The 23408-nt window shown below is 71.8% G+C and carries 20 protein-coding genes; 8 read left to right on the forward strand and 12 right to left on the reverse strand.

The annotated features are described in order from the left end of the window. Window positions 1–93: 93 nt before the first annotated feature. From alc to ACZ4MH_RS06360, 7 genes are all read right to left on the reverse strand, one after another. The gene (gene alc, locus ACZ4MH_RS06330; protein ID WP_351600289.1) at window positions 94–1245 is read right to left on the reverse strand and encodes an allantoicase; all 1152 of its coding nucleotides are present in this window, start codon (window positions 1243–1245) and stop codon (window positions 94–96) included. A 191-nt stretch (window positions 1246–1436) separates the two neighbouring features. Next, window positions 1437–2354 carry a LysR family transcriptional regulator gene (locus ACZ4MH_RS06335; protein ID WP_351600291.1) on the reverse strand — a complete coding sequence of 306 codons (918 nt, stop codon included), beginning with the start codon at window positions 2352–2354 and terminating at the stop codon, window positions 1437–1439. A gap of 17 nt (window positions 2355–2371) precedes the next feature. Then, window positions 2372–3346, reverse strand: a complete 975-nt coding sequence (locus tag ACZ4MH_RS06340) for a DMT family transporter (protein ID WP_467754260.1) — start codon at window positions 3344–3346, stop codon at window positions 2372–2374. A 120-nt stretch (window positions 3347–3466) separates the two neighbouring features. Further along, on the reverse strand, window positions 3467–4444 hold the full coding sequence (locus tag ACZ4MH_RS06345) for an acyl-ACP desaturase (RefSeq protein ID WP_351600293.1): 978 nt from the start codon (window positions 4442–4444) through the stop codon (window positions 3467–3469). Window positions 4445–4646: 202 nt separating this feature from the next. Next, entirely contained in the window at window positions 4647–4889 is a 243-nt protein-coding gene (locus tag ACZ4MH_RS06350; RefSeq protein ID WP_351600295.1) for a hypothetical protein, read from the reverse strand. A 113-nt stretch (window positions 4890–5002) separates the two neighbouring features. After that, window positions 5003–7114, reverse strand: a complete 2112-nt coding sequence (malQ, locus tag ACZ4MH_RS06355) for a 4-alpha-glucanotransferase (protein WP_351600297.1) — start codon at window positions 7112–7114, stop codon at window positions 5003–5005. Next, window positions 7114–7368 carry a hypothetical protein gene (locus tag ACZ4MH_RS06360; protein ID WP_351600299.1) on the reverse strand — a complete coding sequence of 85 codons (255 nt, stop codon included), beginning with the start codon at window positions 7366–7368 and terminating at the stop codon, window positions 7114–7116. Before ACZ4MH_RS06360 ends, malQ begins: the two co-directional genes overlap by 1 nt. Window positions 7369–7802: 434 nt before the next feature. Between ACZ4MH_RS06360 and ACZ4MH_RS06365 the strand changes: the two genes are divergently transcribed. Next, window positions 7803–10793 carry a beta-N-acetylglucosaminidase domain-containing protein gene (locus tag ACZ4MH_RS06365; RefSeq protein ID WP_467754404.1) on the forward strand — a complete coding sequence of 997 codons (2991 nt, stop codon included), beginning with the start codon at window positions 7803–7805 and terminating at the stop codon, window positions 10791–10793. Between the two features lie 161 nt (window positions 10794–10954). On the opposite strand, the gene ACZ4MH_RS06370 is transcribed toward ACZ4MH_RS06365, so the two are convergent. Continuing rightward, window positions 10955–11491, reverse strand: coding sequence for an HNH endonuclease (locus ACZ4MH_RS06370; RefSeq protein ID WP_351601292.1), 537 nt, complete (start codon window positions 11489–11491; stop codon window positions 10955–10957). A 265-nt stretch (window positions 11492–11756) separates the two neighbouring features. Here ACZ4MH_RS06370 and ACZ4MH_RS06375 point away from each other — a divergent pair, with 265 nt between their 5' ends. Beyond that, window positions 11757–12839, forward strand: a complete 1083-nt coding sequence (locus ACZ4MH_RS06375) for a mechanosensitive ion channel family protein (RefSeq protein WP_351601289.1) — start codon at window positions 11757–11759, stop codon at window positions 12837–12839. A gap of 33 nt (window positions 12840–12872) precedes the next feature. Here the strand turns inward: ACZ4MH_RS06375 and ACZ4MH_RS06380 are convergent, their stop codons facing one another. The 4 genes from ACZ4MH_RS06380 to ACZ4MH_RS06395 all read right to left on the reverse strand — a co-directional run bounded on the left by ACZ4MH_RS06380 (window position 12873) and on the right by ACZ4MH_RS06395 (window position 17248). Then, on the reverse strand, window positions 12873–14453 hold the full coding sequence (locus tag ACZ4MH_RS06380; RefSeq protein ID WP_351601286.1) for an MFS transporter: 1581 nt from the start codon (window positions 14451–14453) through the stop codon (window positions 12873–12875). A 183-nt stretch (window positions 14454–14636) separates the two neighbouring features. Beyond that, the gene (locus tag ACZ4MH_RS06385) at window positions 14637–16136 is read right to left on the reverse strand and encodes a DNA-3-methyladenine glycosylase 2 family protein (RefSeq protein ID WP_351601283.1); all 1500 of its coding nucleotides are present in this window, start codon (window positions 16134–16136) and stop codon (window positions 14637–14639) included. A 58-nt stretch (window positions 16137–16194) separates the two neighbouring features. Then, complete coding sequence (locus tag ACZ4MH_RS06390; RefSeq protein WP_351601280.1) at window positions 16195–16404, reverse strand: DUF397 domain-containing protein; 210 nt, start codon at window positions 16402–16404, stop codon at window positions 16195–16197. Beyond that, complete coding sequence (locus ACZ4MH_RS06395; protein ID WP_351601278.1) at window positions 16310–17248, reverse strand: helix-turn-helix domain-containing protein; 939 nt, start codon at window positions 17246–17248, stop codon at window positions 16310–16312. The genes ACZ4MH_RS06390 and ACZ4MH_RS06395 overlap by 95 nt, the downstream gene beginning before the upstream one ends. 44 nt (window positions 17249–17292) lie before the next feature. Here ACZ4MH_RS06395 and ACZ4MH_RS06400 point away from each other — a divergent pair, with 44 nt between their 5' ends. From ACZ4MH_RS06400 to ACZ4MH_RS06425, 6 genes are all read left to right on the forward strand, one after another. After that, on the forward strand, window positions 17293–17541 hold the full coding sequence (locus ACZ4MH_RS06400; protein WP_351601275.1) for an ATP-binding protein: 249 nt from the start codon (window positions 17293–17295) through the stop codon (window positions 17539–17541). A gap of 123 nt (window positions 17542–17664) precedes the next feature. Next, window positions 17665–18831 (forward strand): ROK family transcriptional regulator, encoded by a 1167-nt coding sequence (locus tag ACZ4MH_RS06405; RefSeq protein WP_467754266.1) that lies wholly within the window; start codon window positions 17665–17667, stop codon window positions 18829–18831. Window positions 18832–18899: 68 nt separating this feature from the next. Next, complete coding sequence (locus ACZ4MH_RS06410; RefSeq protein ID WP_351600977.1) at window positions 18900–20240, forward strand: extracellular solute-binding protein; 1341 nt, start codon at window positions 18900–18902, stop codon at window positions 20238–20240. Window positions 20241–20249: 9 nt separating this feature from the next. Beyond that, entirely contained in the window at window positions 20250–21203 is a 954-nt protein-coding gene (locus ACZ4MH_RS06415) for a carbohydrate ABC transporter permease (protein WP_351600955.1), read from the forward strand. A gap of 6 nt (window positions 21204–21209) precedes the next feature. Then, window positions 21210–22046 carry a carbohydrate ABC transporter permease gene (locus ACZ4MH_RS06420; RefSeq protein WP_351600958.1) on the forward strand — a complete coding sequence of 279 codons (837 nt, stop codon included), beginning with the start codon at window positions 21210–21212 and terminating at the stop codon, window positions 22044–22046. A 7-nt stretch (window positions 22047–22053) separates the two neighbouring features. Continuing rightward, the gene (locus tag ACZ4MH_RS06425) at window positions 22054–23322 is read left to right on the forward strand and encodes a 6-phospho-beta-glucosidase (RefSeq protein WP_351600961.1); all 1269 of its coding nucleotides are present in this window, start codon (window positions 22054–22056) and stop codon (window positions 23320–23322) included. Window positions 23323–23408: the final 86 nt, after the last annotated feature.

Genomic DNA, 23408 nt, shown 5'->3' on the forward strand with positions numbered 1-23408 from the left:
GGCGGGAGAGCCGGACGCGGAGGGGCAGTGGCACCGCCCGGCGTCGGCGCGCCTATCGCTGCCGTCCGCCGGACGAGTTGTAGGGAGCGGAGCTCAGCTCAGCTCGTCGAAGCGGCGGCCCAACGCGGCGCGACCCGCCTCCGTGAGGCCACCGTGCACCCGCATGCGGGCCAGGCCGCCATCGGGGAAGACATCCAGCCGGACGTGCGTGGCGGTCACAGCGCTCGGCAGCGCGAAGCGGTGGGGCGTGTCGGGCTGCAGCTTCGTCTTCGGGAGGATCTCGAACCACGAGGAGTCGTCGGCCGGGTCGGCGGTGGCCGCATCGCAGCCGTACAGCGCCGCCCAGCCCGCGGAGTTGCCCTTGAGGTACGCCGTGTCGATCTCGATCGCGCGGATCTCGCCCTGCGCGGCGAGGCGGAAGCGGACCCAGTCGTTGGTGCCCTTGACGCGGCGGCGGCGGTTCTCCCAGCCGTCGTCCATCTTGCGGGACAGGTCGGGCTGGATGATCTGGGTGGGCGAGGAGTAGAAGCGGTCCGAGGCGTCCTCGACCGCGCCGCCGTTCAGTACGGAGGCCAGGTCGATGGTGCCCAGTACGTCCAGCCACGCGGGGTCGGCCACGACCTCGCCGTGCACGCGCAGGCGGGCTATGCCGCCGTCGGGGTGCTGCTTGAGGCGGAGGTGGGTGAAGCGGCGCTCGGCGGTGACCTCGAAGCCGTTGGCGGCGTGGCCGCGTACCGGCGTGCGGGGGACGATCTCCTCCCACTTCACGTCGTCGGCGAGCAGCTCCTCCGGGCTCGGGCTGCCCGGTACGGCGGTGGCCTCGACGGTGACCTGCTGCGGGTAGTTGCCGCGGAAGTGGGCGGTGTCGACGATGACGCCGCGGATCACGCCGGGGACGGCGAGGCGGATCAGCGCCCAGTCGTGCTCGTCGTCGGTCGGGAAGGGGTGGTCACCGTCGGCGCCGCGGCGGCGCCGGGTCTCCCAGCCGTCCATGATCTTGCCCTTGTGCCCGAAGTGCTCCGGGTCGAACACGGCGCGCTCGCGCTTCAGCAGGTTCTCCCGCTCGGCGAAGAACTCGTCGTTCGCGGCGATCACGCCGGCGCCGAAGCGGCGGTCGGCGAGGTCGACGAGCGAGGTGAAGGCGTAGTCCCCGCCGCGGTAGTCGGCGTAGGGGTCGCCACCGCCGTACGGAGCGGCGTCGTTGGCGTGCGGATCAGTGGAGGAGGCGGCCGGGGTGGTGGTCATCTCTGCCCTTCGTCGTCCGGTGGTGGGAGCGCGGAGCGCCCGGGAAGCGCTCACCACCGACCTTCGCAGAGGCGTTCGGGCAGGTCTATCGAAAGTTTCTGGAGTGGCCGTGAAGGAGAACTGAAAGGTACGACCGGCGGAGTCCTCCTCGAACTGGGGTGATCAGGGACGGGGCCGGGGCCGGATGACGCTCACGCGTCGGTGAGCTCCGCGGCGACCTGCCGCAGCGCGCCCAGGACGCGGGACATGCCCGGCGCGTCCTCCGCTCCCCGGCGCGCCGCCGCGATGACATGGCGGCGCGGCTGGTCGGCGTGGAGCACCCGGACCGCCACCCCGGCGCCGCCGCGCTCCGGCCGCATCGCCATCCGCGGGACGAGCGCCACGCCCATGCCCGCGGCGACCATCGCCAGGATCGCCGCCCAGTCGGCCGCCGCGTGCGCCTGCTCCGGTACGAAACCGGCGTTCTCGCAGGCCGTGGTGGTGATCTGGGACCAGGGCCCGCTGCGTCCGAAGATCCACGGCTCGCCCGCGAGATCGGCCAGCCGCAGCCCCGGCTCGGCGGCCAGCGGGTGGCCGGCCGGCAGCGCCACGTCCAGCGGGTCGGCGAGCAGCGACAGCCGGGCGAACTTGGGGTCGCGCGGGGTGGGCGCGTGCGCCGCGAGGGAGAGCGCGAGGTCCACGCTGCCCTCGGAGAGCAGCTCGTACGCCTCGGCCGCCTCGGCCTCCCGTACCCGGACGACCAGGCCAGGGTGGGTGCGCCGCAGCTGCTCGACGGCCGGCACCACCAGCGCCGGGATCGCCGTGGAGAACGCGCCGACCTGCACCTCGCCGGCCTCGCCCTGCAGGTACCCGAGCAGCTCCGCGTCCGCCCGCTCCAGCTGCGCGAAGACCGCGTCGGCGTGCCGGAGGACGAGGTGGGCCGCGTCGGTGAGGCGTACCCGGCGGCCGTGCGCCTGGAGCAGGGTCACCCCGAGCTGCTTGGCGAGCCCGGTCAGCTGCTGCGAGACCGCCGAGGGCGTCATGTGCAGCGCCTCGGCGGTCGCGGTCACCGTGCCCAGCTCGCCGAGCGTGCGCAGGATGCGCAGCTTCTTGATGTCCCAGTCGGCCATGCGGGCAGCGTATGCGGTCACCGGCCGGCTCTTCGCGGTACACCGGCGGCGAGCACCACGCCGCCCAGGATCAGCACCATGCACAGGACCTGGACCGGGCCCGTGTGTTCGTCGAGCAGGGCGAGGGAGAGCAGGGCGACGCAGACCGGCTGGAGGTAGTAGACGGCACCCGCGCGGGCCGCGCCGATCAGGGCGATGGCCTTGTTCCAGGTGAAGAACGCCACCGCGGAGGAGAAGATCCCGACGTACAGCAGCGGGCCGACCGTGTCGACGCCGGGCGTGAAGCCGCCCTGCACGGTCAGGCTGACGGCGTACGCGGGCGCCAGCAGCAGCGTGCCGATGATGAAGGTCACGCAGAGGAAGACCGGCCCGGTGAGCTCCGCGGGCTTGTGGCGCACCAGCGCGCTGTACCCGGAGAAGCACGCCATGGCGGCCAGCATCCACAGCCCGCCGGAGGCCAGGTCCAGCCGGAACAGGGCCGTCGGGTCGCCCTTGCCGATCAGCGTGAGGACGCCGGCGGTCGCGACCAGCATGCCGGCGGCGCGCCGGGGACCGATCCGCTCGCCGCCGCGCCCGAAGCGCCCGAACAGCGCCATCAGCGTCGGCGACGCCGCCATGATCATGCCCATGGTGCCGGCCGTGGTGGTCAGCCCCGCCTGGTGGACCAGGGTGTTGTAGAGCGACACCCCGAGCAGCGAGGCCAGCAGCAGGAAGCGGAAGTGGCGGCGGACGATCGCGCGTTGCCGCCAGACCTGCGGGAGCGTCATCGGTGCCACGGCGAGCAGCGCGATCACCCACCGCCAGAAGACGGCCTGCACGGGCGGCACGCTGGTGTGCAGCGCCCGGGTCGCGACGAAGCTGCCGGACCAGAAGACGGTGGCGGTCAGCGCGAGCGCGAGGCCGGTGAGGGCGGCGCGGCGTACGGCCCGGGGTGCGCTCCCGGGCCGTACGCCGCCTGCGCGTTCTTCCCGTACTGATTCCAGAGCTGTCACGGCTTCCTCTCGTCGGTGCGGATGGCACCTACCGTGACAGCGCGGAACTCCTCAGGTCCATCGAATGTTTTTGACGATTCCTTTCAGCTGACCTGAAGAGTCAGAAAGGGAGTCAGCCGGTCAGCCGACGCGGGCCGCCTTGCGGGCCTCACGGGCCGCCAGCCGCTCGTCGAACTTGCGCGCCTGGTCGTCCAGGCCGCCCATGAAGAGCCCCAGCTCCTCCTGCGCCTTCAGGCCCTCCGGGCCGAGGCCGCCGATCTCCAGGACCTTCAGGAAGCGCAGCACCGGCTGGATCACGTCGTCGTGGTGGATCCGCAGGTTGTAGATCCCGCCGATCGCCATCCGGGCCGCGGCCCGCTCGAAGCCGGGCATCCCGTGTCCGGGCATCCGGAAGTTGACCACCACGTCGCGCACCGCGCACATGGTCTGGTCGGGCGCCAGCTCGAAGGCCGCACCGAGGAGGTTGCGGTAGAAGAGCATGTGGAGGTTCTCGTCCGTGGCGATCCGGGCGAGCATCCGGTCGCAGACCGGGTCGCCGGAGTGCCGCCCGGTGTTCCGGTGCGAGATGCGGGTCGCGAGCTCCTGGAAGGCCACGTACGCCACGGAGTGCAGCATGCTGTGGCTGTTGTCGGCTTCGAACCCCTCCGACATGTGCGCCATCCGGAAACGTTCCAGCTGGACCGGGTCGACGGCCCGGCTGGTGAGCAGGTAGTCCCGCATCACGATGCCGTGCCGGCCTTCCTCAGCCGTCCAGCGGTGCACCCAGGTGCCCCACGCGCCGTCCCGTCCGAAGAGGGTCGCGATCTCGTGGTGGTAGCTGGGCAGGTTGTCCTCGGTGAGGAGGTTCACGACCAGGGCGGTGCGGCCTATGTCGGTGACCTTGGACTGCTCGGGCGCCCAGGGCTCGCCGCCCATCACGCCGTCGAAGTTGCGCCCGTCGCTCCAGGGCACGTACTCGTGCGGCATCCACTCCTTGGCGATGTCCAGGTGGCGGTTGAGCTCCTTCTCGACGACTTCTTCGAGCGCGTAGAGGAGTTGAGCGTCGCTCCAGGCGGTCTGGCCGCGCTCTCCGTCATGGTGGGCGGGGGCGATGGTCACGGGGGTCTCCTGGGGACGTGGAGAATGCCTTACGGAACCGTAGGTTACGGCATCGTAGGTTAGTTCCCCGTCAAGACGGCCCGCCAGGGCAACCGGGTGAATCGGCGGAAAATGGACGCATTCAGCACGACAAAAGGCGCCGAACGGTTCGTACAAACCATTCGGCGCCTTGCAGCGTCTGGGGTGGCCCGAAGGCCGGGTGTCAGCTCTTCTTCGCCTTGCGGGACTTGTCGCCCACCATGACCAGGCCGGCGATGATCAGGAAGAGGACGATCGGCGTCGCCACGTAGAGGCCGAGCGTCTGGATCACGCTCAGGCCCGGACCCGGGTCGTCACCATCGTCGCGGGTGAGCGCGAAAGCAGGGGACGACATCAGCAGCAGCAGCGCGGTACCGGCGGTGATCGTTCCGGCGCGCAGGGCGTGGTTCTTGACCTTGTTGCTCACGCTCTTCAACGTATCGGACGCCTGAACGGCCCGCGCGTCCGGGGTGCCCAAAAGGGCCCAAGGGCGTGTGTCCAGGGCCCGGCCTCGGCGGCCCAGGGCCCGGCCTCCGCGCCCTAGGGCCTGGCCTCCGCGTCCGCCGCCGGGGCGCGGTCCGCCCGGCCGAACTCGCGCATCAGCGCCCGCAGCCGCGGCGACTCCGCGATCTCCTCCAGCGTCATCGGCCGCCCGTCCGGCGCCGCGACCGGCAGCCGCCAGTTCGGATACTCGTCCGAGGTGCCGGGGAGGTTCTGCGGCCGCCGGTCGCCCACCGCGTCCGGCAGCCACACGCCGACCATCCGTGCCGGGGTCCGCAGCAGGAAGCGGTGCAGCGCCGCGACCGCGGCCTCCTCGTCGGCCGCGGCGTCCCCGGTGGCCGCGCCCGCCGGCAGCAGCCCCAGCGCGACCAGCCACTCCAGCCAGGTGGCGACCTCGGCCGCTTCGGCGGCCCGCTCCTCCTCCAGGGAGCCGTCCAGCAGGCCGATGCGGTGCCGCAGCGCCGCGTGCTCGCCGGTCAGCCGCCCTGCCGTACTGGGCAGGTCGTGCGTGGTGACGGTCGCCAGGCAGTCCGCGCGCCAGTCCCCCGGCGGCAGCGGCGGCTGCTCCTCGGCGGTCCAGTCGCGCTCGAACCACAGGACGGACGTCCCGAGCACGCCGCGCCCCTCCAGCGCCTCGCGCACCCCGTTCTCCACCGTCCCCAGATCCTCGCCGATGACCGTGGTGCCGGCCCGCCCCGCCTCCAGCGCCAGTACGGAGAGCATCGCCTCGGCGTCGTACCGGACGTAACAGCCCTCCGTGGGCGGCCGGCCCTCCGGGATCCACCACAGCCGGAACAGGCCCATCACGTGATCGATGCGGAGCGCGCCCGCGTGCCGCAGCAGGCCGCGCAGCAGCGCGCGGAAGGGCGCGTACCCGGTCTGCGCGAGCGTGTCGGGGCGCCAGGGCGGCAGCCCCCAGTCCTGGCCGCGCGAGTTGAAGGCGTCCGGCGGCGCGCCGACGGACATGCCGGCCGCGAAGGCGTCCTGCCGGGCCCAGGTGTCGGCGCCCGACGGATGCACGCCGACGGCCAGGTCGTGGACCAGCCCGACGCGCATGCCCGCGTCGCGCGCGGTGCGCTGCGCGGCGCCGAGCTGCTCGTCGGTGAGCCAGGCGGCCCGGCGGTGGAAGTCGACGCGGTCGGCCAGGGCGCGCCGCGTCCGCTCCGTACGGGCCGAGCGCGGGTCGCGCAGCCCGTCGGGCCAGCCGCGCCAGTCCGGGCCGTGCGCCTCGGCCAGCGCGTACCAGGTGGCGTGGTCCTCCAGGTCCCGGCCCTGGACGGCGCGGAAGGCGTCGTACGCGGCCTGCCGGGCCGTGCTCAGCGGCACGGTCCGCAGCAGCTCCAGGGCTTCCTTCTTCAGCTCCCAGACCGCGTCCCGGTCGATCAGCGCGCCGTTCTTCAGGACGGCGTCCCGCAGCGCGGCGGCCTTCCCGGACAGCTCATCGGCCCGCTGCCGGGCCGCGTCGGACAGCTGCCCGAATTCGGGCACGTCCTCGATCCGCAGGTGCACGGGGTCGGGGAAGCGGCGCGAGGAGGGGCGGTACGGGGAGGGGTCGGTCGGCGGTCCCGGTACGGCCGCGTGCAGCGGGTTGAGCTGGACGAAGTCCGTGCCGAGCGTCCGCCCGGACCAGTCGGCCAGCCGGGCCAGGTCGCCGAGGTCGCCCATGCCCCAGGAGCGCCGGGAGAGCAGGGAGTAGAGCTGGACCATGAAGCCGTGGCCGCGGCCGGACGCCGGGGGCATCCGGTCGGGCGCGACGACGAGGTGGGAGTGCGCGGCGCGACCCTCGGGGGAGTAGGCGCGCAGCAGGTGCACGCCGGGCGGCAGCGGTGCCGCGCGCCCGCCGGGCACCAGGCCCCAGTCCAGCGTCCGCCCGTCCTCGGTGTCGACGCACAGCGTGGTGCCGCCGGGCAGCCCCGCCAGGTCCGGCGGGCGGCCCTCGCGGGTGACGAGGGTGGGCGGGAGGAGGGCACGGGCCGGGCCGTATTCGTACGCGTCCAGTGCGGCGCGGACGGCCTGCGGCGTGGAGGCGTCGACCCCCAGTGCGGCGAGGACGGCTACGACCGTGTCCTCGGGTACATGGACGGTGCGGCCCGGCGCGGGCTCGTAGGACGTGGTGACGCCGTGCAGCCGGGCGAGCCGCGCTCGGCCCATCAGACCTCCATGGGCTCCGTGCCGTAGCCGGCGGCGGCGGGCTCACTGGTGAGCGGCAGCCCGGCGGCGATGGGGGTCTCGCTGGTCAGCGGGGTGGTCTCGGCGAGCGGGGGCTCGCTGGTCAGGGGTGGCTCGGAGAACATGAACGAGCCGCATCCGTCCAAGCCGCAGTCCGGGTCGGAGACCCCTGCCAGCAGATCCGGCTCGGTCGGTTTGGAGAGGGCGTCGAGAAGAAGCTGAGCGGACGGAGCCACGAGGGCCTCCCGTTCGTCGAGAGTAGGACACGAGGGCCTTACCCAATCCATGCCGTCGCAGACGTATCCGGTCGCTAAACGTGCGCCACCTCACACCCTCGCTCTGACGAACGATTTCACGGTGCGAGCCGGTCACTCACGCAGGAGATACCGACTAATCGGACATCATAGCGAAACTCCTGCGGCATTTCGCGCGGACCGGCACCCCCCGCGCGTCCCGGCCGCCGCATAGGGCAAAGGGGGCACTTCGGTAACCGTCGTTGACACCTCGACCCCCGAGTGGTGGGCTCACAGCCAATGGCTGCCGCTCCGCCGACCGACCACACGGAGCAGGCCGGGCCAGTGAGGCCGCAGACCGACGGGGACGAGGAGAGGCCGTGCGATTCCGTGGCGCCGGCGCCAGGAAACGGAACGGCGCCGGGTCCGGCGCCAGGGTGGCAGGCACGACGGCACTGGCCGCCGCCGTCATAGGGGGACTCTTCGGCGGCGTACCGGCCGCCCAGGCGGCCCCCGACGAACCGGCCGTCGGCGCCCCCGACCAGGCCGCCGACGCGGGCGAAGCGCCCGCCGTCTGGCCGCGCCCGCAGTCGCTGCGGTCCCTCGGTACCGCCGTGCCGCTGGGCACCTCCGTCACCGTCGTCGCCGCCGAGGACAGCGACCCGTACGCCATGGACGCGCTGCTGAAACTGCTGCGCGGCGCCGGGGTGCGCACGGTCCACGAGGCCGAGCCCGGTGCGCCGCTGCCGTCCGACGGGCCGCTGATCCGCGTCGGCGGGCGGCAGGCGGCCGACGCGCTGCGCGCCCTGCACGCCCCGGCCCGCGGCACGGACCTGCCCTCCGGTGGCTACCGCCTCGCCACCGGCCAGGTCGCGGGCCGCGCCACGGTCGCCATGGAGGGCGCGGGACCCGACGGCCTCTTCCACGCCGTGCAGACCCTGCGGCAGCTCGTCACGCGGGGCGAGGACGGCGCGCACCGGGTGGCCTCCGTCGCCGTACGCGACTGGCCGGGCACCGCGGTCCGCGGCACCACCGAGGGGTTCTTCGGCGCCCCCTGGTCCCAGGCCGAGCGCCTCGCCCAGCTCGACTTCATGGGCCGTACGAAGCAGAACCGCTTCCTCTACGCGGCCGGCGACGACCCCTACCGCCAGGCCCGCTGGCGCGAGCCCTACCCGGCCGCGCAGCGCGCCCGCTTCCGCGAGCTGGCCGAGCGGGCCCGCGCCAACCACGTCGAGCTGGGCTGGGCCCTCTCCCCCGGCCAGTCCCTGTGCATGTCCTCCGAGGAGGACCTGCGGGCGCTCAAGCGCAAGGCCGACGCGATGTGGGCACTGGGCGTGCGCAGCTTCCAGCTCCAGTTCCAGGACGTCAGCTACAGCGAGTGGCACTGCGACGCCGACCGGGACGCCTTCGGTACGGGCCCGGAGGCGGCCGCCCGCGCCCAGGCCAAGGTCGCCGGCGCGCTCGCGGCCCACCTCGCGGAGCGCCACCCCGGCTCCGCGCCGCTGTCCGTCATGCCGACCGAGTACTACCAGGACGGCTCGACGAAGTACCGCGACGCGCTGGCGGCCGCGCTCCCGGACCGGGTGGACGTGGCCTGGACCGGCGTCGGCGTCGTCCCGCGCACCATCACCGGCGGCGAACTGGCCAAGGCCCGCGAGGTGTTCGGGCACCGCCTGATCACGATGGACAACTACCCGGTCAACGACTACGCCCAGGACCGGATCTTCCTCGGCCCGTACACCGGGCGCGAGCCCGCCGTCGCCACCGGCTCCGCCGCCCTCCTGGCCAACGCCATGGAACAGCCCACGGCCTCCCGCATCCCGCTCTTCACCGCCGCCGACTACGCCTGGAACCCGCGCGACTACCGCCCCCAGGAGTCCTGGGAGGCGGCCCTCGACGACCTCGCGGCGGACCAGGCGGGCGGCGCCGCCGTCACGGACGCGGACCGTGACCGGCTGGCCCGCACCCGCGCCGCGCTGCACGCCCTCGCCGGCAACGACGCCTCCTCCGTCCTGCACACCGGCGAATCGGGCTACCTCCGCCCCCTCATCAACCGCTTCTGGACGACCCGCGCCGCCGCGCTCGACAGCGGCGACCCGGATCATGACAAGGAGTACGCCAACGCGGCGGCCGCCCTCCGCGCCGCGTTCACCACGATGAGCGAGACGCCGGACCGGCTGACCGGCGGCCTCGCCACCGAGGTACGCCCATGGTCCGCACAGCTCGCGCGGTACGGGCGGGCCGGCGTGCAGGCGGTCGACATGCTGCGCGCCCAGGCCCGCGGCGACGGCGCGGCGGCGTGGCGCGCCCAGCGCGCGGCGGAGGACCTCCGCGCGGACATCGGCAAACGGTCGGCGACGGTCGGCAAGGGCGTGCTCGGCCCCTTCCTGGACCTGGCGCTGCGCGAGTCCGACGCCTGGACGGGCGCCGCCTCCGACGCCCCGGCGCCGCACGAGGCCGCCCACGCGACGTCACTGACCGTGCCCTTCGCGCGCCCCCGCACGCTCGCCGCGGTCACCGCGCTCACCGACCCGGCCGCGCACGCGGGCCGCGCGAGCGTCGAGGCCCGCGTCCCCGGCGGGGGCTGGCGCCGCATCGGGCACCTGTCCCCCTCCGGCTGGACCCAGACCGCGGCCCACGGCCTGCGCGCCGACGCGATCCGGCTCCGCTGGGGCCACGACGACCCGGCGCCCTCGGTGACGTCCCTCACCCCCTGGTTCGACGACACGGCACCGGCCGGCCTGGAGCTCTCCCGCAAGGAGGCGGACGCCGAGCCGGGCGGCACGGTCGACGTCGACGTACGCCTCTTCTCCCGCCGCCCCGCCGACGTCCACGGACGGCTCCGCGTCAAGGCCCCCAAGGGCTTCGCCGTGCACGCCCCGGACCGCCTCACCGCGCCGCGCGGCGGCACCGCGATCGCCCGCGTCCGGCTCACCGTCCCGAAGACGGCCGGATCCGCCACGTACAGGGTCCCGGTCACCTTCGGTGACGAGCGGCAGACCCTGACCGTCCGCACCTTCCCGCCCACCGGCGGCAAGGATCTGGCCCGCGGCGCGGCGGCGGTCTCTTCGGGCGACGAGACCGCCGACTTCCCGGCCTCGGCGGCCACGGACGGCGACCCCAAGACCCGCTGGTCGTCTCCGGCGGAGGACGGCGCCTGGCTCCAGTTCGCGCTGGACCGGCCGATCCGGCTCGGGCGGGTGGTGCTGCACTGGCAGGACGCGTATGCGTCGCGCTACCGCGTGCAGGTGTCCCGTGACGGGCGTACGTGGCGCACGGCGGCGACGGTCCGCGATGGCCGCGGGGGCCGCGAGTCCGTCCGCATGGACGCCCCGCACACGAAGTTCGTCCGCATCCAGGGCGAGAAGCGGGCGACCCGGTACGGGTACTCCCTGTGGGGCGTGGAGGCGTACGCGGTCTCGCCGTAGGGCCGGCTCCCGGTGGCCCGGTGCCGCCACGTCGTGGCTGGTCGCGCAGTTCCCCGCGCCCCTGAGGGGGCGCGGGGAACTGCGCGAGCAACCAGTGCGGTGGGGCAGTCGACCGACAGCCGAGCCCGCTACGGCGGGTAGTCGCAAATCGGCCCGGACCGCTACGCGGAAACCGCGTCGATCCGGGCCATCGCGTCCTCCGCGCCGTACGGCTGCAGATATGGCAGCCAGCGCGGATCCCTATGCCCCGTGCCGATGATCCGCCAGGCGAGGCCCGCCGGCGGCGCGGGCTGATGCCGCAGCCGCCAGCCGATCTCGGCGACGTGCCGGTCGGCCTTCACATGGTTGCACCGGCGACACGCCGCGACCACGTTTTCCCAGGTGTGCTGCCCGCCACGGCTGCGCGGGATCACGTGGTCGACGCTGGTTGCGACGCCACCGCAGTACATGCACCGGCCGCCGTCGCGCGCGAAGAGCGCACGGCGGGTCAGCGGAACGGGGCCCCGAAAGGGCACCCGGACGAAACGCTTGAGACGGACCACACTGGGCGCGGGCATCGCGCGGGTCGCACTGTGCATCAGGGCGCCGGAATCCTCGAGGCTTACGGCCTTCTCATTGAGGACGAGGATGAGCGCGCGGCGGAGCGGTACGACGCCGAGCGGCTCGTACGACGCGTTGAGGACCAGGACATGCGGCACGGGTGCCTCCTTGTACGCCGGCGGCGCGTGGCTCGCGCCGGGACGATCTCCCCACAGTGTCCCCCGGTGCCTGGTCGGAGCGCCACCATGACCAGGTAACGGGTCGGAGGTGTTTTCGACCACACTTCTTTACTGCCCAGCATTTCGGCCGGGGCTACCCGAACGAGGGTGCGGACTGCCCGCGTTGCCCCGTTAGTGTGGTTGGTCTGCCCGATGTGCGGCGCGTGCCGCCCGGGTCTGCTGTCCCACACGGAAGGTCCTTGCTGTGTACTGGTCCGCTTCTCCGGTCGCCGCCGCGGCGCCGGATCCGTCCTCCATATCCGAGGCCACGGAGAAGGCCACCGACGCCGCCGGCTGGGTGCAGGCGAACTGGCAGAGCTGGCTCAGCGCCGGTCTGCGCATCATCCTCATCGTCGCGATCGCGGTGGTCCTGCGGTGGCTGGTGCGCCGCGCGATCACGAAGTTCGTCGCGCGCATGAACCGCTCCACGGTGGCCGCGCGCAACAGCGCGCTCGGCGGTCTGCTGGTGAACGCCGAGCGCCGCCGGCAGCGCTCCGAGGCCATCGGTTCGGTCCTCCGCAGCGTCGCGTCCTTCGTGATTCTCGGCACAGCGGCCCTGACGGTGCTCTCCGTCCTCAACATCAATCTCGCGCCCCTGCTGGCCAGCGCCGGCGTCGCGGGCGTCGCGATCGGCTTCGGCGCCCGCAACCTGGTCACGGACTTCCTCTCCGGCGTCTTCATGATCCTTGAGGACCAGTACGGCGTCGGCGACACCATCGACGCGGGCGTCGCCTCCGGCGAGGTCATCGAGGTGGGCCTGCGGGTCACGAAGCTGCGCGGCGCCGAGGGCGAGATCTGGTACGTACGCAACGGCGAGGTCAAGCGCATCGGGAACCTCAGCCAGGGCTGGGCCACGGCCAGTGTCGACGTCCAGCTCCGCGCGAGCGAGGACCTGGACCAGGTCCGCGAGGTCATCACCCGGGCGGGCGAGGACATGGCCAAGTCCGAGCCGTGGAACGAGCGCCTGTGGGAGCCGGTCGAGGTGCTCGGCCTCAGCGAGGTCTCCCTGGAGACCATGACGATCACCGTCTCCGCCAAGACGATGCCGGGCAAATCCTTCGCCGTCGCACGCGAACTCCGCTGGCGCATCAAGAAGGCCCTGGACGCGGCGGGCATCCGCATCGTCGGCAACCAGCCGGTCCCGGCGGAGGACGAGGAGGCCGCCGACCCGTCGGCCGCGGTGGCCGCCCCCTCGGCCTTCAACAACCCGCTCTCCGCCCAGTCGGTGGCCAGCAACCCGATCACTCCCCCGGCGTCCCAGGGGCCGTCCACCAGCCTGAACAAATAGCCGTAGCGGCGGCGGGGACGCCGGGCTCATTGACTACCCGAACGGGGAAGTTGCCGAGACGGCGTCATCGGGGCCGGAGGCCGCGGCCGACCGCTGGTCGGCGGCCGTCGGCTCCGCGCCGGTCTTGGGGCTGCGGATGAGCGCGAAGCCGGCGATGGCGCCCAGGAGCGCTACACAGGCCCCGACGATGAAGGCTGTGCGCATGCCGGTGGCGAAGGCGTGGTCGGCCGCCGTGTGGAAGGCGTTGCGGATGGGGGCGGGCACAGAGGCTGCCGTGCCGTTGATGTTGCCGGTGGCTACTTCTGTGGCCAGCGCACTCAGGTTGTGGTGCAGGCCGTGGAGGCTGCCGGCCTGGGAGGCCAGGTCGTGGGAGACGGCCGCGGCCAGGACCGCGCCGATGCCGCCGAAGCCGGCGGTCATGCCGACGATGCGCATGGTGGAGTTGATGCCGGAGGCCATGCCGGATCGGGCGGCGGGCACGATGCTGATGGCGACGTTGCTCATCTCGCCGTTGATGAGTCCGGTCCCCAGGCCACTGATCAGGCCGCCGATGGCGTAGTTGGTCCAGTCGCTGTGCAGCGGGGCGAAGGCCAGGAGAGTCGCGCCGACGGCGACCAGGAGCTGGCCGATGCCCAGCAGAGTGCGCGAGGAGATGCGGTTGGCCAGGCGCGCTCCGAGGGGGCCGGCGCCGAACAGGGGGATGGCGAAGGGCAGCATGGCCATGCCGGCCTGCAGCGGGCTGTAGTCCAGTACGCCTTGGAAGTAGAGCGGCGTGTACAGGAACAGGCCCCAGAAGGCGACGGACAGTACCAAGGGGGCCAGGCTGGCGCCGAGGAAGCTGCGGTTCGTGAAAAGGCGCAGGTCGATCAGCGGGTAGGGCTGTCGCAGCTCCACGGGGATGAAGGCGATGACGAGGACTGCCGCCGTGGCCAGGGTGGTGATGATGGTGGGGCTGCTCCAGCCGGTCTGCGGGGCTGTGACGATGGAGTAGACCACGAGCAGCACCGCACTGCTGAAGAGCACCAGGCCCTTGATGTCCAGGCGGGTGGCGTGCGGGTCCTTGGACTCCCGGGTGCGCAGCAGCCCCAGGATGAGCATGGCGATGCCGAACGGCGCATTGAGCAGGAACGCCCAGCGCCAGCCGCCCAGGTCCACGGCGAGTCCGCCGATGAAGGGGCCCAGGGACGCCCCCAGCCCGGAGGCGACACCGAAGACGGCGAAGGCACGGACCCGGCGGGGGCCGGTGAATTCCCGCACCAACAGGGCGAGGGAGGAACTGAACATCCCCGCGGCGCCGACGCCTTGGGCGATCCGTCCGGCGTTGAGCCAGAGCACGGCAGGTGCCAGACCGGCCAGCAGCGAGGCGGCGGTAAAGACGGCCAGTCCGGACAGGAACACCTTCCGGCGTCCGAAGAGGTCCGCGAGTCCGCCACCGGCCATCAGCAATGCGGCGAACGCCATGGTGTACCCGTTGATCACCCACTGCTGGTCGCTGAAACTCACAGAGAAATCGCGGTGGATGTCGCGCAGGGCGACCGAGGCGACGGTGTAGTCCAGGGGCAGGAGAAAGGTCGTCACGCTGCTGACGATCAGCGTGCCTACCGCATGGCTCATACGCGGTTCGGAGGCGACGGGGCTCGGGGCAGGGGGCAGGGCCGGAGTCGGGGTCATGCACGTCCTAGATCGGCTTCGGGGCGCATCGCGGGCGCGAGCGCGAATACTTACCGGAGCGACCCTGGCAGCCGGCCGTACCCGAGGTCTGGCAGCTATCGGACCAGCACACCTGCCGGAAGGAAGTCACCCGGCCAGGCTCGTAGGCCGACGCCGCGGTGCCTCTCGCGCAGACGTAAGGAGCCGGGAGCCGTCGGCGGGCAGGTTCCACAGCTGCATGAGCGCGTAGGAGCGCCAGGGGCGCCAGTCCTCGGCGCGGCGCATGGCTGCCGGTACGGGATCGGTCGTCTCCCCCAGGCTCCGCAACGCCCGGATGGTCGCCGGAGCCTGGGGAAGGAACACATCGGGGTCCTTGAGCGCCCGCATGACGAGGTAACCCGCCGATTGTCCGGTCAGGCCGGCCCGGATCAGCCTGCGCTCGGTGTCCGTCCGGTCGCCGCCGTCGCTGAGTGTCAGGTCGCCGGCAGCCAAGTCGGTGGCGACCTTGCGCAGCAGGTGGGCCGCAGGGGGCGGGAGCAGGTCGGCCGGCGGCGCCTCGGCCACGGCTTCGGCCGTGGGGAAGAGATGGGTCACCGCGCCCATCGGGGACACCAGCGGCCGGCCGAGACGGCGCGTGAGCGCGGCCGCGGCCGACCGGGCTCGGCGCCCGGGGAGCGCCTGCCGCAGAACGGCGCGCAGCAGGAGTTCCTCGGGGTCGGCCGCGCCCGGTACGCGTAGCCCCGGATGGCCGGCGACGAGAGGTGCCATGAGCGGCTCATCGGCCAGGATTTCTGTGACCGCCAGTGGATCGGCGTCCAGGTCCAGCAAGTGGCGGCACCGGTGGATGGCGGTGGCCAGGTCCCGTATGTCCTCCAGCCTGAACCGCGCCTCGACACAGCCGGGTTGTGGGGCGAGAGCGACGGCGCCCGCGCCGTGTGGCAGCCGCAGGCTCCTGCGATAGGTGCCGCTCTCGACCTCCTCGACGCCCGGGACCGCGCGTACGGCGAGGAAGCGCAACAGAGCCCGCCCATCGAAAGGTTCGCGGACCGCGAGGCGTACCGCGATGGTTCCGGCGGCCTGAGCAGTGGGCAAGCCCGCCGCGTCCCTCAGAGCGCTGGGGGTGCGGTCGAAGACGGCCGCCATGGTGGCGTTGAACTGGCGGACACTGGAGAACCCCGCGGCCATCGCCACATCGGTGATCCGCAGCCCGGTCGTCTCCAGGAGGATGCGGGCGGTCTGCGCCCGCTGGGCGCGGGCGAGGGTCTGTGGGCCGACGCCGACCTCGGCGATGAGCAGGCGGTGCAGGTGACGTGTGGTGTACCCCAGCCGTGTGGCCAGCCCGCCGACTCCTTCACGATCACAGACGCCGTCCGCGATCAGGCGCATGGCACGGCCCACCGTATCGGCCCGCAGGTTCCACTCGGGCGATCCGGGGCTGGCGTCCGGGTTGCACCGCTTGCACGCGCGGTATCCGGCCTCTTGGGCCGCCGCCGCGCTCCGGTAGAAGCGAACGTTCTTCCGCTTGGGACAGCCCGGGCAGCTGGGACGGCAATAGATGCCGGTGGTGACAACGGCGGAGTAGAACAGCCCGTCGAAACGAGTGTCCCGGCTCAGCGTGGCACGCCAGCAGCGTTCGAAGTCGAGCACGGTACAGAGAATTCCAGCAGGAAGTGCGCGGTGCTGGCAGCTATCGGACATGCATGGTTCACGAAGCCCCCAGCGCGTCGACGAACGCGACCCACGCGTCGTCGGAGAACACGACCACGGGCCCGCCCGGCCGCGTGCTGTCCCGCACCGGCACGACACCTCCCGGAACGTTGTCAGCGACCTCTACGCAATCCCCGCCCTGCGTGTTGCTGTAGCTGGACTTGCGCCAAGCTGCGGCGTCGAGAACGGGTCGGGATACGAACGTCACGGTAGGTGTCCTCCAGCACGCTCCGAATCAGGCCGGCCGATGCCGCGCACGGCAGGGCCTGGGCCTGCAAGTGGTCGAATGCTAGAGCGTATTCCTTGACCGTTGCAGCCTTCTCGACCAGCTCTCCGGAGTGTGAACTCTCCAGATACGCCATGTCGGGGCCGTTGGGGAAGGAGAGCACGGTGAGCGATCCCCCCAGCATCGGATGCGCACCCTGGTCGAATGGCAGGACCTGCATTGTGACGTGCTCCCACTCATCCATCACGTGCAGCAAGTACTCCAACTGCTCACGCATGACGACCGCTCCTCCTACGCGGCGCCAAAGGACAGCCTCGTCGAGGACGGCCCACAACACCGGGGCGTCCGGCCGCTCCAACAAGGACCGCCGGGCCGTCCTGGCTGTGACCATCTCTTCCAGGTTCTTCCCCACACTGGGGTGAGCCACGGACAGCAATGCCCGTGCATAGGGCTTGGTCTGGAGCAGGCCCGGCACCGTATGCGCCAGGTACTTACGGATTTTGCACGCCTGCGGCTCCAACGCCATGTATCTCCGCACCCAGTCCGGAAACGGCGTCCGTCTCGCGTGTCCCCACAGCTCCTTCAAATCGCCGTCCGCGCCGAGGACCCGGTCCAGCGCTTCGGAGACGTCCTCAGGCGGGGTCTCCCTGCCCAGTTCGAACTGGGCGATGCGGCTGTGCGCGATCGGCACCTGCGCGCCCAGCTCGCGCTGGGTCCACCCCGCCTTCGTGCGCAGCCTGCGCAACTTCGCGCCATACAGCGCCGGCAGGGACTCGGTCGGGTCGAGTTCTTTCGGTAGAACCTCCGAAAGAAGAACCCTGGCCATGCACCACGATGCCGCCCTGGTCCATCGCCGTCCGCCATGCCCGCGTGCCGCGCGACCGCCATATCGAGACCCGCCTTCTGGCGCTCCGTACCCCCGACGCGCTTGCGGAGGCCCCCACTGGCGTACGCATCGAGGTGCATGACGCGTCGTGCGGGCAACCGCGCCCGCTCACGCCCGATTCCCATGCCCCGGGTGGCCGCGGCCTGCTGCTGGTCGCCACCCTCGCCGAGCGATGGGGTGTCAGCGCCCGCCTCGGGCCCGGCAAGGCCGTCTGGGCCGAGCTCCTGAATTGAATCCTGCCCCGGCCATTGACGGGCCCGTGACGGGGACTTACCTTCCTGGAAGTTGATTGGAAAGTTTCCTAACAGATCGGCTTCCGGGCAGGTCGCGGATCGACGAACGGCGGGTGGGTGGGAATGGCGGGGACGCCTCGGGTGCTGCGGGCGATGAACGACCGGGCCGCGCTGGAACTGCTCGTGGCGCACGGGCCGTTGACGCGCACCCGGATCGGGGAGCTGACCGGGCTGTCCAAGCCCACCGCTTCGCAGCTGCTGGGACGGCTGGAGGCGGCCGGGCTGGTGCGGACGACCGGGAACGTGACCGGGCGGCCCGGGCCCAGCGCGCAGCTGTACGAGGTGAATCCGGCGGCGGCGTACGTGGCCGCGCTGTCGGCCGACCCCGGGGGCGTCACCGCCGTGGTCGCGGACATCACCGGTGCGGTGGTGGGGGAACAGCGGGTCGCGGCCGACGCCGTCGTCGCCGAGGGCGCCGGGAGCGTGACCGCGCGGGTGGTGGTCGCGGCCGTGGACGGGGCACTGGAGAAGGCCGGGCTGGGCCGGGGGGAGCTGCACGGGGTCGTCATCGGGACGCCGGGCGCGCTGGACCCGCGTACCGGCGAGCTGCGGTACGCGCCGCACCTGCCCGGCTGGCACTCGCGGTCACTGCTGGGCGAGTTGGGGGACGCGCTGGGCGCGCCCGTCGTCATCGAGAACGACGTCAATCTCGCGGCGCTGGCCGAGCAGCACGACGGGTCGGCGCAGGATCATGATGACTTCGTGCTGGTGTGGGTGGACGAGGGGGTCGGTGCGGCGATCGTGTTGGGGGGCACGTTGCTGCGCGGGGCTACCGGCGGGGCCGGGGAGATCGGGTACATGCCGCTGCCCGGCGCGCCGCTCGCGCGGGGCGGGCCGGACGCGGCGGCCGCGCCGGACGCGGGCGGCGGATTCCAGAGCCTGGTGGGGCAGCCCGCCGTGCTCGCAATCGCCCGCGGCCTGGGGCGGGAGCCGGCCGATGTCACCGAGGCGCTCGCGGATCCGGGCGTCGTGGACGAGGTGGCGCGCCGGCTGGCGACCGGGCTCGCGGCGGTGGTCGCGGTGGTCGATCCCGAGCTGGTGGTGCTGTCGGGGATCGTCGCGCAGGCGGGCGGCGAGCGGCTGCGCGCGCGGGTCGAGGAGGAGCTGACCGGGCTCGCGCTCCCCCGCCCGCAGCTGCGGATCAGCGACATCGAGGGCGATCCGATCCTGACGGGCGCCCTGCGGACCGCCCTCGTGCAGGCGCGGGACGCCGTCTTCGACACGGCCTGAGGGCCGGGCCTCGTCCGTACCGCGGCAACCGTCCGCCTCGAAAGGAGTCTTCTGTCATGCCTTCTGTCATGTCCCCGGCAAGACGCCTGCGCGCCGCCGTCGCCACGGCCGCCGCGCTCACCGCCCTCCTCGCCGCCTGCGCCAACCCCGGCGTCGGCAGCGACCGGGACGACCCGACGAAGCCGGTCACGCTGAAGTTCTGGCACGGCTGGTCGGCGCCGGGAGAGGTCAAGGCGATCGACGATTCGCTCGCCCGCTTCCAGCGGCTGCACCCCAACATCCATGTCGTGGCGACCGGGAACGTCTCGGACGAGACGACCAATCAGGCGCTGCGGGCCGGCGGCGGCGACGCCCCCGACGTGGTGTCCTCCTTCACGACCAACAATGTGGGGCAGTACTGCGATTCGGGGATGTGGACGGATCTCGACCCGTTCATGGAGCGCGGCCATCTCGACAAGAAGAAGGTGTTCCCGAAGACGTTGCTGGAGTACAGCAGTTATGCGGGGAAGCAGTGCGCGCTGCCGCTGCTCGCCGACGCGTACGGCATGTACTACAACAAGGACGCGTTCGCCGAGGCCGGGATCGCGCGACCACCGCGCACCATGTCGGAGCTGGCGCGGGACGCGGAGAAACTCACGAAGCGGAAGAAGGACGGCTCGTACGAGCGGGTGGGATTCCTGCCCAACTTCCGGATGTACCAGAACAGTCCGGACCGGCTGCTGACGCAGTGGGGGCCGACGTATTTCGACGGCGCGGGGCATTCCCGGCTGGCGGAGGAGAAGGCGCTGCCGGAGTTCTTCCGTACCACGGGGAAGCTGATGAAGGCGCAGGGCGGTTATGCCGCGCTGGAGAAGTTCCGTACGACGTTCGGTGACGAGATGTCCTCGCAGAACGCCTTTCTCACCGGGAAGCTGGCCATGCACATGGACGGCGAGTGGCGGGGGCTGATGCTGGACGAGGCGAAGGCCGGGTTCCGGTGGGGGACGGCGCCGCTGCCGGTGCCGGACGACCGGCCGGAGACGTACGGCCGCGGCTTCCTGACCGGGACGGTCGTGGGCATCGCGCACAGCAGCCGGCATCAGAACGCGGCGTGGGAACTGGTGAAGTTCCTGACCGCGGACACCGGTCAAGTGGTGCGGTTCGCCAATGCCATTCACAATGTCCCGTCGACGAAGGCCGCGCTGAAGTCGCCCGCGCTGGACGCGGACCGGTCGTTCCGCACCTTCCTCGATATCGCACGCAATCCGTACAGCACGGCGCTGCCGCCCTCCACGAACGGCGGCCAGTACGTCGTCTCGCTGCGGGACTTCGCCTACAAGGTGGAGGCGGGAGAAGTGCCGGACCTACGGGCCGGATTGCGTGAGCTCGATGCCCAGATAGACGCCGACACCCTCCAGTCCAAGAGCTGAGGACCCGCCATGGCTCTCTCCCACGCGCCCGCATTGCGGCGCAAGCACCGCCGTTCCCGGCTCCGTACGCTCGGTTTTCTCTCACCGTGGCTGGTCGGCTTCTCGGTCTTCTTCGCGTATCCGCTGCTCGCGACGGTCTATTTCTCGTTCATGCACTACAACCAGATCAAGGAGCCCACCTTTGTCGGGCTGCGGAACTGGACGTACGTGCTGACGCAGATGCCGCTCTTCGGACCCGCCCTGTGGAACACGCTGTGGCTGGTCGTCGTCATGGTCGCGCTGCGGGTGGTCTTCGGTCTCGGCATCGGGATGCTCGTCACGAAGATCAAGGCGGGGGTCGGGTTCTTCCGCACCGCCTTCTACGTGCCGTATCTGGCGCCGCCGGTCGCCGCGACCGTCGCCTTCGTCTTCCTCCTCAACCCGAGCAGCGGGCCCGTCAACGAGATCCTGTCGGCGGTCGGCATCGACTCGCCGCCGACCTGGTTCAACGATCCGACGTGGGCCAAGCCGTCGCTGGTGATGCTCTCCCTGTGGGGCATCGGTGACCTGATGGTCATCTTCATGGCCGCGCTGCTGGACGTGCCGAAGGAGCAGTACGAGGCGGCGGAGCTGGACGGGGCCGGCGCCTGGGCGCGGTTCCAGTACGTCACCTGGCCGTCGATCACCCCGATCGTGATGTTCGCGGTGGTGACCGGCGTCGTACAGACGATGCAGTACTACACGCAGGCCCTGGTCGCCGGGAAGCTCGCCTCGGGGGTCTCGATCGGGCCCGGCACGGTCATCCAGCCCGGCTATCCAGACCACGCCACGCTCACCGTGCCGCAGCTCGTCTACTCGCTCGGCTTCCAGAACTTCAACACCGGCGCCGCGTGCGTGCTCTCGCTCGTGCTCTTCGCGATCGCGATGGCCTTCACCACGTTGCTGATGCGCAAGCGCGCCGGCCTGCTCTCGGCGGAGGACTGATCCGCGATGCTCACGAGACGTAAACCCCTGCTGCACTGGATCGCGGTGCACGCCGTGGCCGTCGCCGCGGCCCTCTTCTTCCTCCTCCCCTTCATCTTCGTCTTCCTGACCTCGGTGATGGGCGACGGCCAGGCGATGAGCGGGGAGCTGTGGCCGCGGGAGTGGCACTGGTCCAACTACGTGCAGGTCTTCACCACGCCCGGCTTCCTGGACTGGTGGCGGAACTCGCTGATGTACGCGGTGCTGGGCACGGTGTTCACGGTGTGCTCGTCGGTCCCCGTAGCGTACGCGCTGGCCAAGTTCCGCTTCCGAGGGCGGCGGACGGCGATGCTGCTGGTGATCTCGACGATGATGCTGCCGCCGCAGGTCATCGTGGTCCCGATGTATCTGGTGTGGGCCCAGCAGTTCCATCTGTCCGGCTCGCTGTGGCCGCTGATCATCCCGATGGCGTTCGGGGACGCGTACTCCATCTTCCTGCTGCGGCAGTTCCTGCTGACGATCCCGAAGGAGTACCTGGAGTCGGCGCGGGTGGACGGCTGCGGGGAGCTGCGGACGCTGCTGCGGATCGTCGTGCCGATGGCGAAGCCCGGCATCGCGGCCGTCGCCCTCTTCCAGTTCTTCTACTGCTGGAACGACTATTTCGGGCCGCAGATCTACGCCGCGCAGAACCCGGGCGCCTGGACGCTGTCCTACGGCCTGGAGACGTTCAAGAGCGCGCACATGGTCGACTGGAACCTCACCATGGCGGCGACGCTGCTGGTCATGGCTCCGGTGATCGTCGTTTTCTTCTTCGCGCAGCGCGCCTTCGTCGAAGGCGTCACTCTCACAGGAGTCAAGGGATGAGGCACGGATGAAACTTGCAGTGGTCGGCGGGGGTTCGACCTACACCCCCGAACTCATCGACGGTTTCGCGCGGTTGCGTGACGTGCTGCCGGTGGACGAGCTGGTACTGGTCGATCCGGCGGCGGAGCGGCTGGAGCTGGTGGGCGGGCTGGCCCGGCGGATCTTCGCCAAGCAGGGCCACCCGGGCCGGATCACCTGGACGGACGATCTGGACGCCGGGGTGGACGGCGCGGACGCGGTACTGCTGCAGCTGCGCGTCGGCGGGCAGGCGGCCCGCGACCAGGACGAGACCTGGCCGCTGGAGTGCGGCTGCGTGGGCCAGGAGACGACGGGCGCGGGCGGGCTCGCCAAGGCGCTGCGCACGGTGCCGGTGGTCCTGGACATCGCGGAGCGGGTGCGCCGCCGCAACCCGCGCGCCTGGATCGTGGACTTCACCAACCCGGTCGGGATCGTGACGCGGGCGCTGCTCACCGCCGGGCACCGCGCCGTCGGGCTGTGCAACGTGGCGATCGGGTTCCAGCGGAAGTTCGCGCGGCTGCTGGACGTGGCGCCGCGGGACGTCCAGCTCGAACACGTCGGGCTGAACCATCTGACCTGGGAGCGGGCCGTGCGCGTCGGCGGCGAGGACGTGCTGCCGAAGCTGATCGCCGAGCACGGCGACGCCATCGCCGCCGACCTGCACATGCCGCGCACGCTGGTCGAGCGCCTCGGCGTGGTCCCCTCGTACTACCTGCGGTACTACTACCAGCACGACGAGGTCGTACGGGAGCTGCGCACCAAGCCGTCGCGCGCCGCCGAGGTCGCGGCGATGGAGAAGGAACTGCTGCGGATGTACGGCGATCCGGCGCTGGACGAGAAGCCGGAGCTGCTGGGCAAGCGGGGCGGCGCCTTCTACTCGGAGGCGGCCGTCGCGCTCACGTCCTCGCTGCTGCGGACGCGTCGTTCCGAGGAGGGGGGCGACGTGCAGGTGGTGAACGCGCTGAACAACGGGACGCTGCCGTTCCTGCCGGACGACGCGGTGATCGAGGTGCCGGCCACGGTGGATGCGCAGGGCGCGACGCCGGTGCCCGTACGCCCGCTGGAGCCGCTGTACGCCGGTTTGATCGCGAACGTCACGGCGTACGAGCACTTGGCGCTGGAGGCGGCCCTGAAGGGCGGCCGGGACCGGGTCTTCGAGGCACTGCTCGCGCACCCGCTCATCGGCCAGATCGACTACGCGGACCGGCTGGCCGACGAGCTGATCGCGCACAACCGGGAGCATCTGGCGTGGGCCTGAGCGGGAACGGGGGCGGGGACGGGAACTGGGGCGGGGACGGGAACGTGAGCGGGAACGGGGGCGGGGCGCGCGCCTACGGGGCGAAT

The organism is Streptomyces sp. NPDC026301 (assembly GCF_055567935.1).

What these genes read in the sequence shown, in the direction of transcription:
- ACZ4MH_RS06395 (WP_351601278.1), bottom strand. Translation starts at nt 17,248, where the DNA reads ATGGCCAGGGTTCTTCTTTCGGAGGTTCTACCGAAAGAACTCGACCCG.
- malQ (WP_351600297.1), bottom strand. Translation starts at nt 7,114, where the DNA reads ATGGGCCGAGCGCGGCTCGCCCGGCTGCACGGCGTCACCACGTCCTAC.
- ACZ4MH_RS06380 (WP_351601286.1), bottom strand. Translation starts at nt 14,453, where the DNA reads ATGAGCCATGCGGTAGGCACGCTGATCGTCAGCAGCGTGACGACCTTT.
- ACZ4MH_RS06415 (WP_351600955.1), top strand. Translation starts at nt 20,250, where the DNA reads ATGGCTCTCTCCCACGCGCCCGCATTGCGGCGCAAGCACCGCCGTTCC.
- ACZ4MH_RS06405 (WP_467754266.1), top strand. Translation starts at nt 17,665, where the DNA reads ATGGCGGGGACGCCTCGGGTGCTGCGGGCGATGAACGACCGGGCCGCG.
- ACZ4MH_RS06410 (WP_351600977.1), top strand. Translation starts at nt 18,900, where the DNA reads ATGTCCCCGGCAAGACGCCTGCGCGCCGCCGTCGCCACGGCCGCCGCG.
- ACZ4MH_RS06420 (WP_351600958.1), top strand. Translation starts at nt 21,210, where the DNA reads ATGCTCACGAGACGTAAACCCCTGCTGCACTGGATCGCGGTGCACGCC.
- ACZ4MH_RS06335 (WP_351600291.1), bottom strand. Translation starts at nt 2,354, where the DNA reads ATGGCCGACTGGGACATCAAGAAGCTGCGCATCCTGCGCACGCTCGGC.
- ACZ4MH_RS06425 (WP_351600961.1), top strand. Translation starts at nt 22,054, where the DNA reads ATGAAACTTGCAGTGGTCGGCGGGGGTTCGACCTACACCCCCGAACTC.
- alc (WP_351600289.1), bottom strand. Translation starts at nt 1,245, where the DNA reads ATGACCACCACCCCGGCCGCCTCCTCCACTGATCCGCACGCCAACGAC.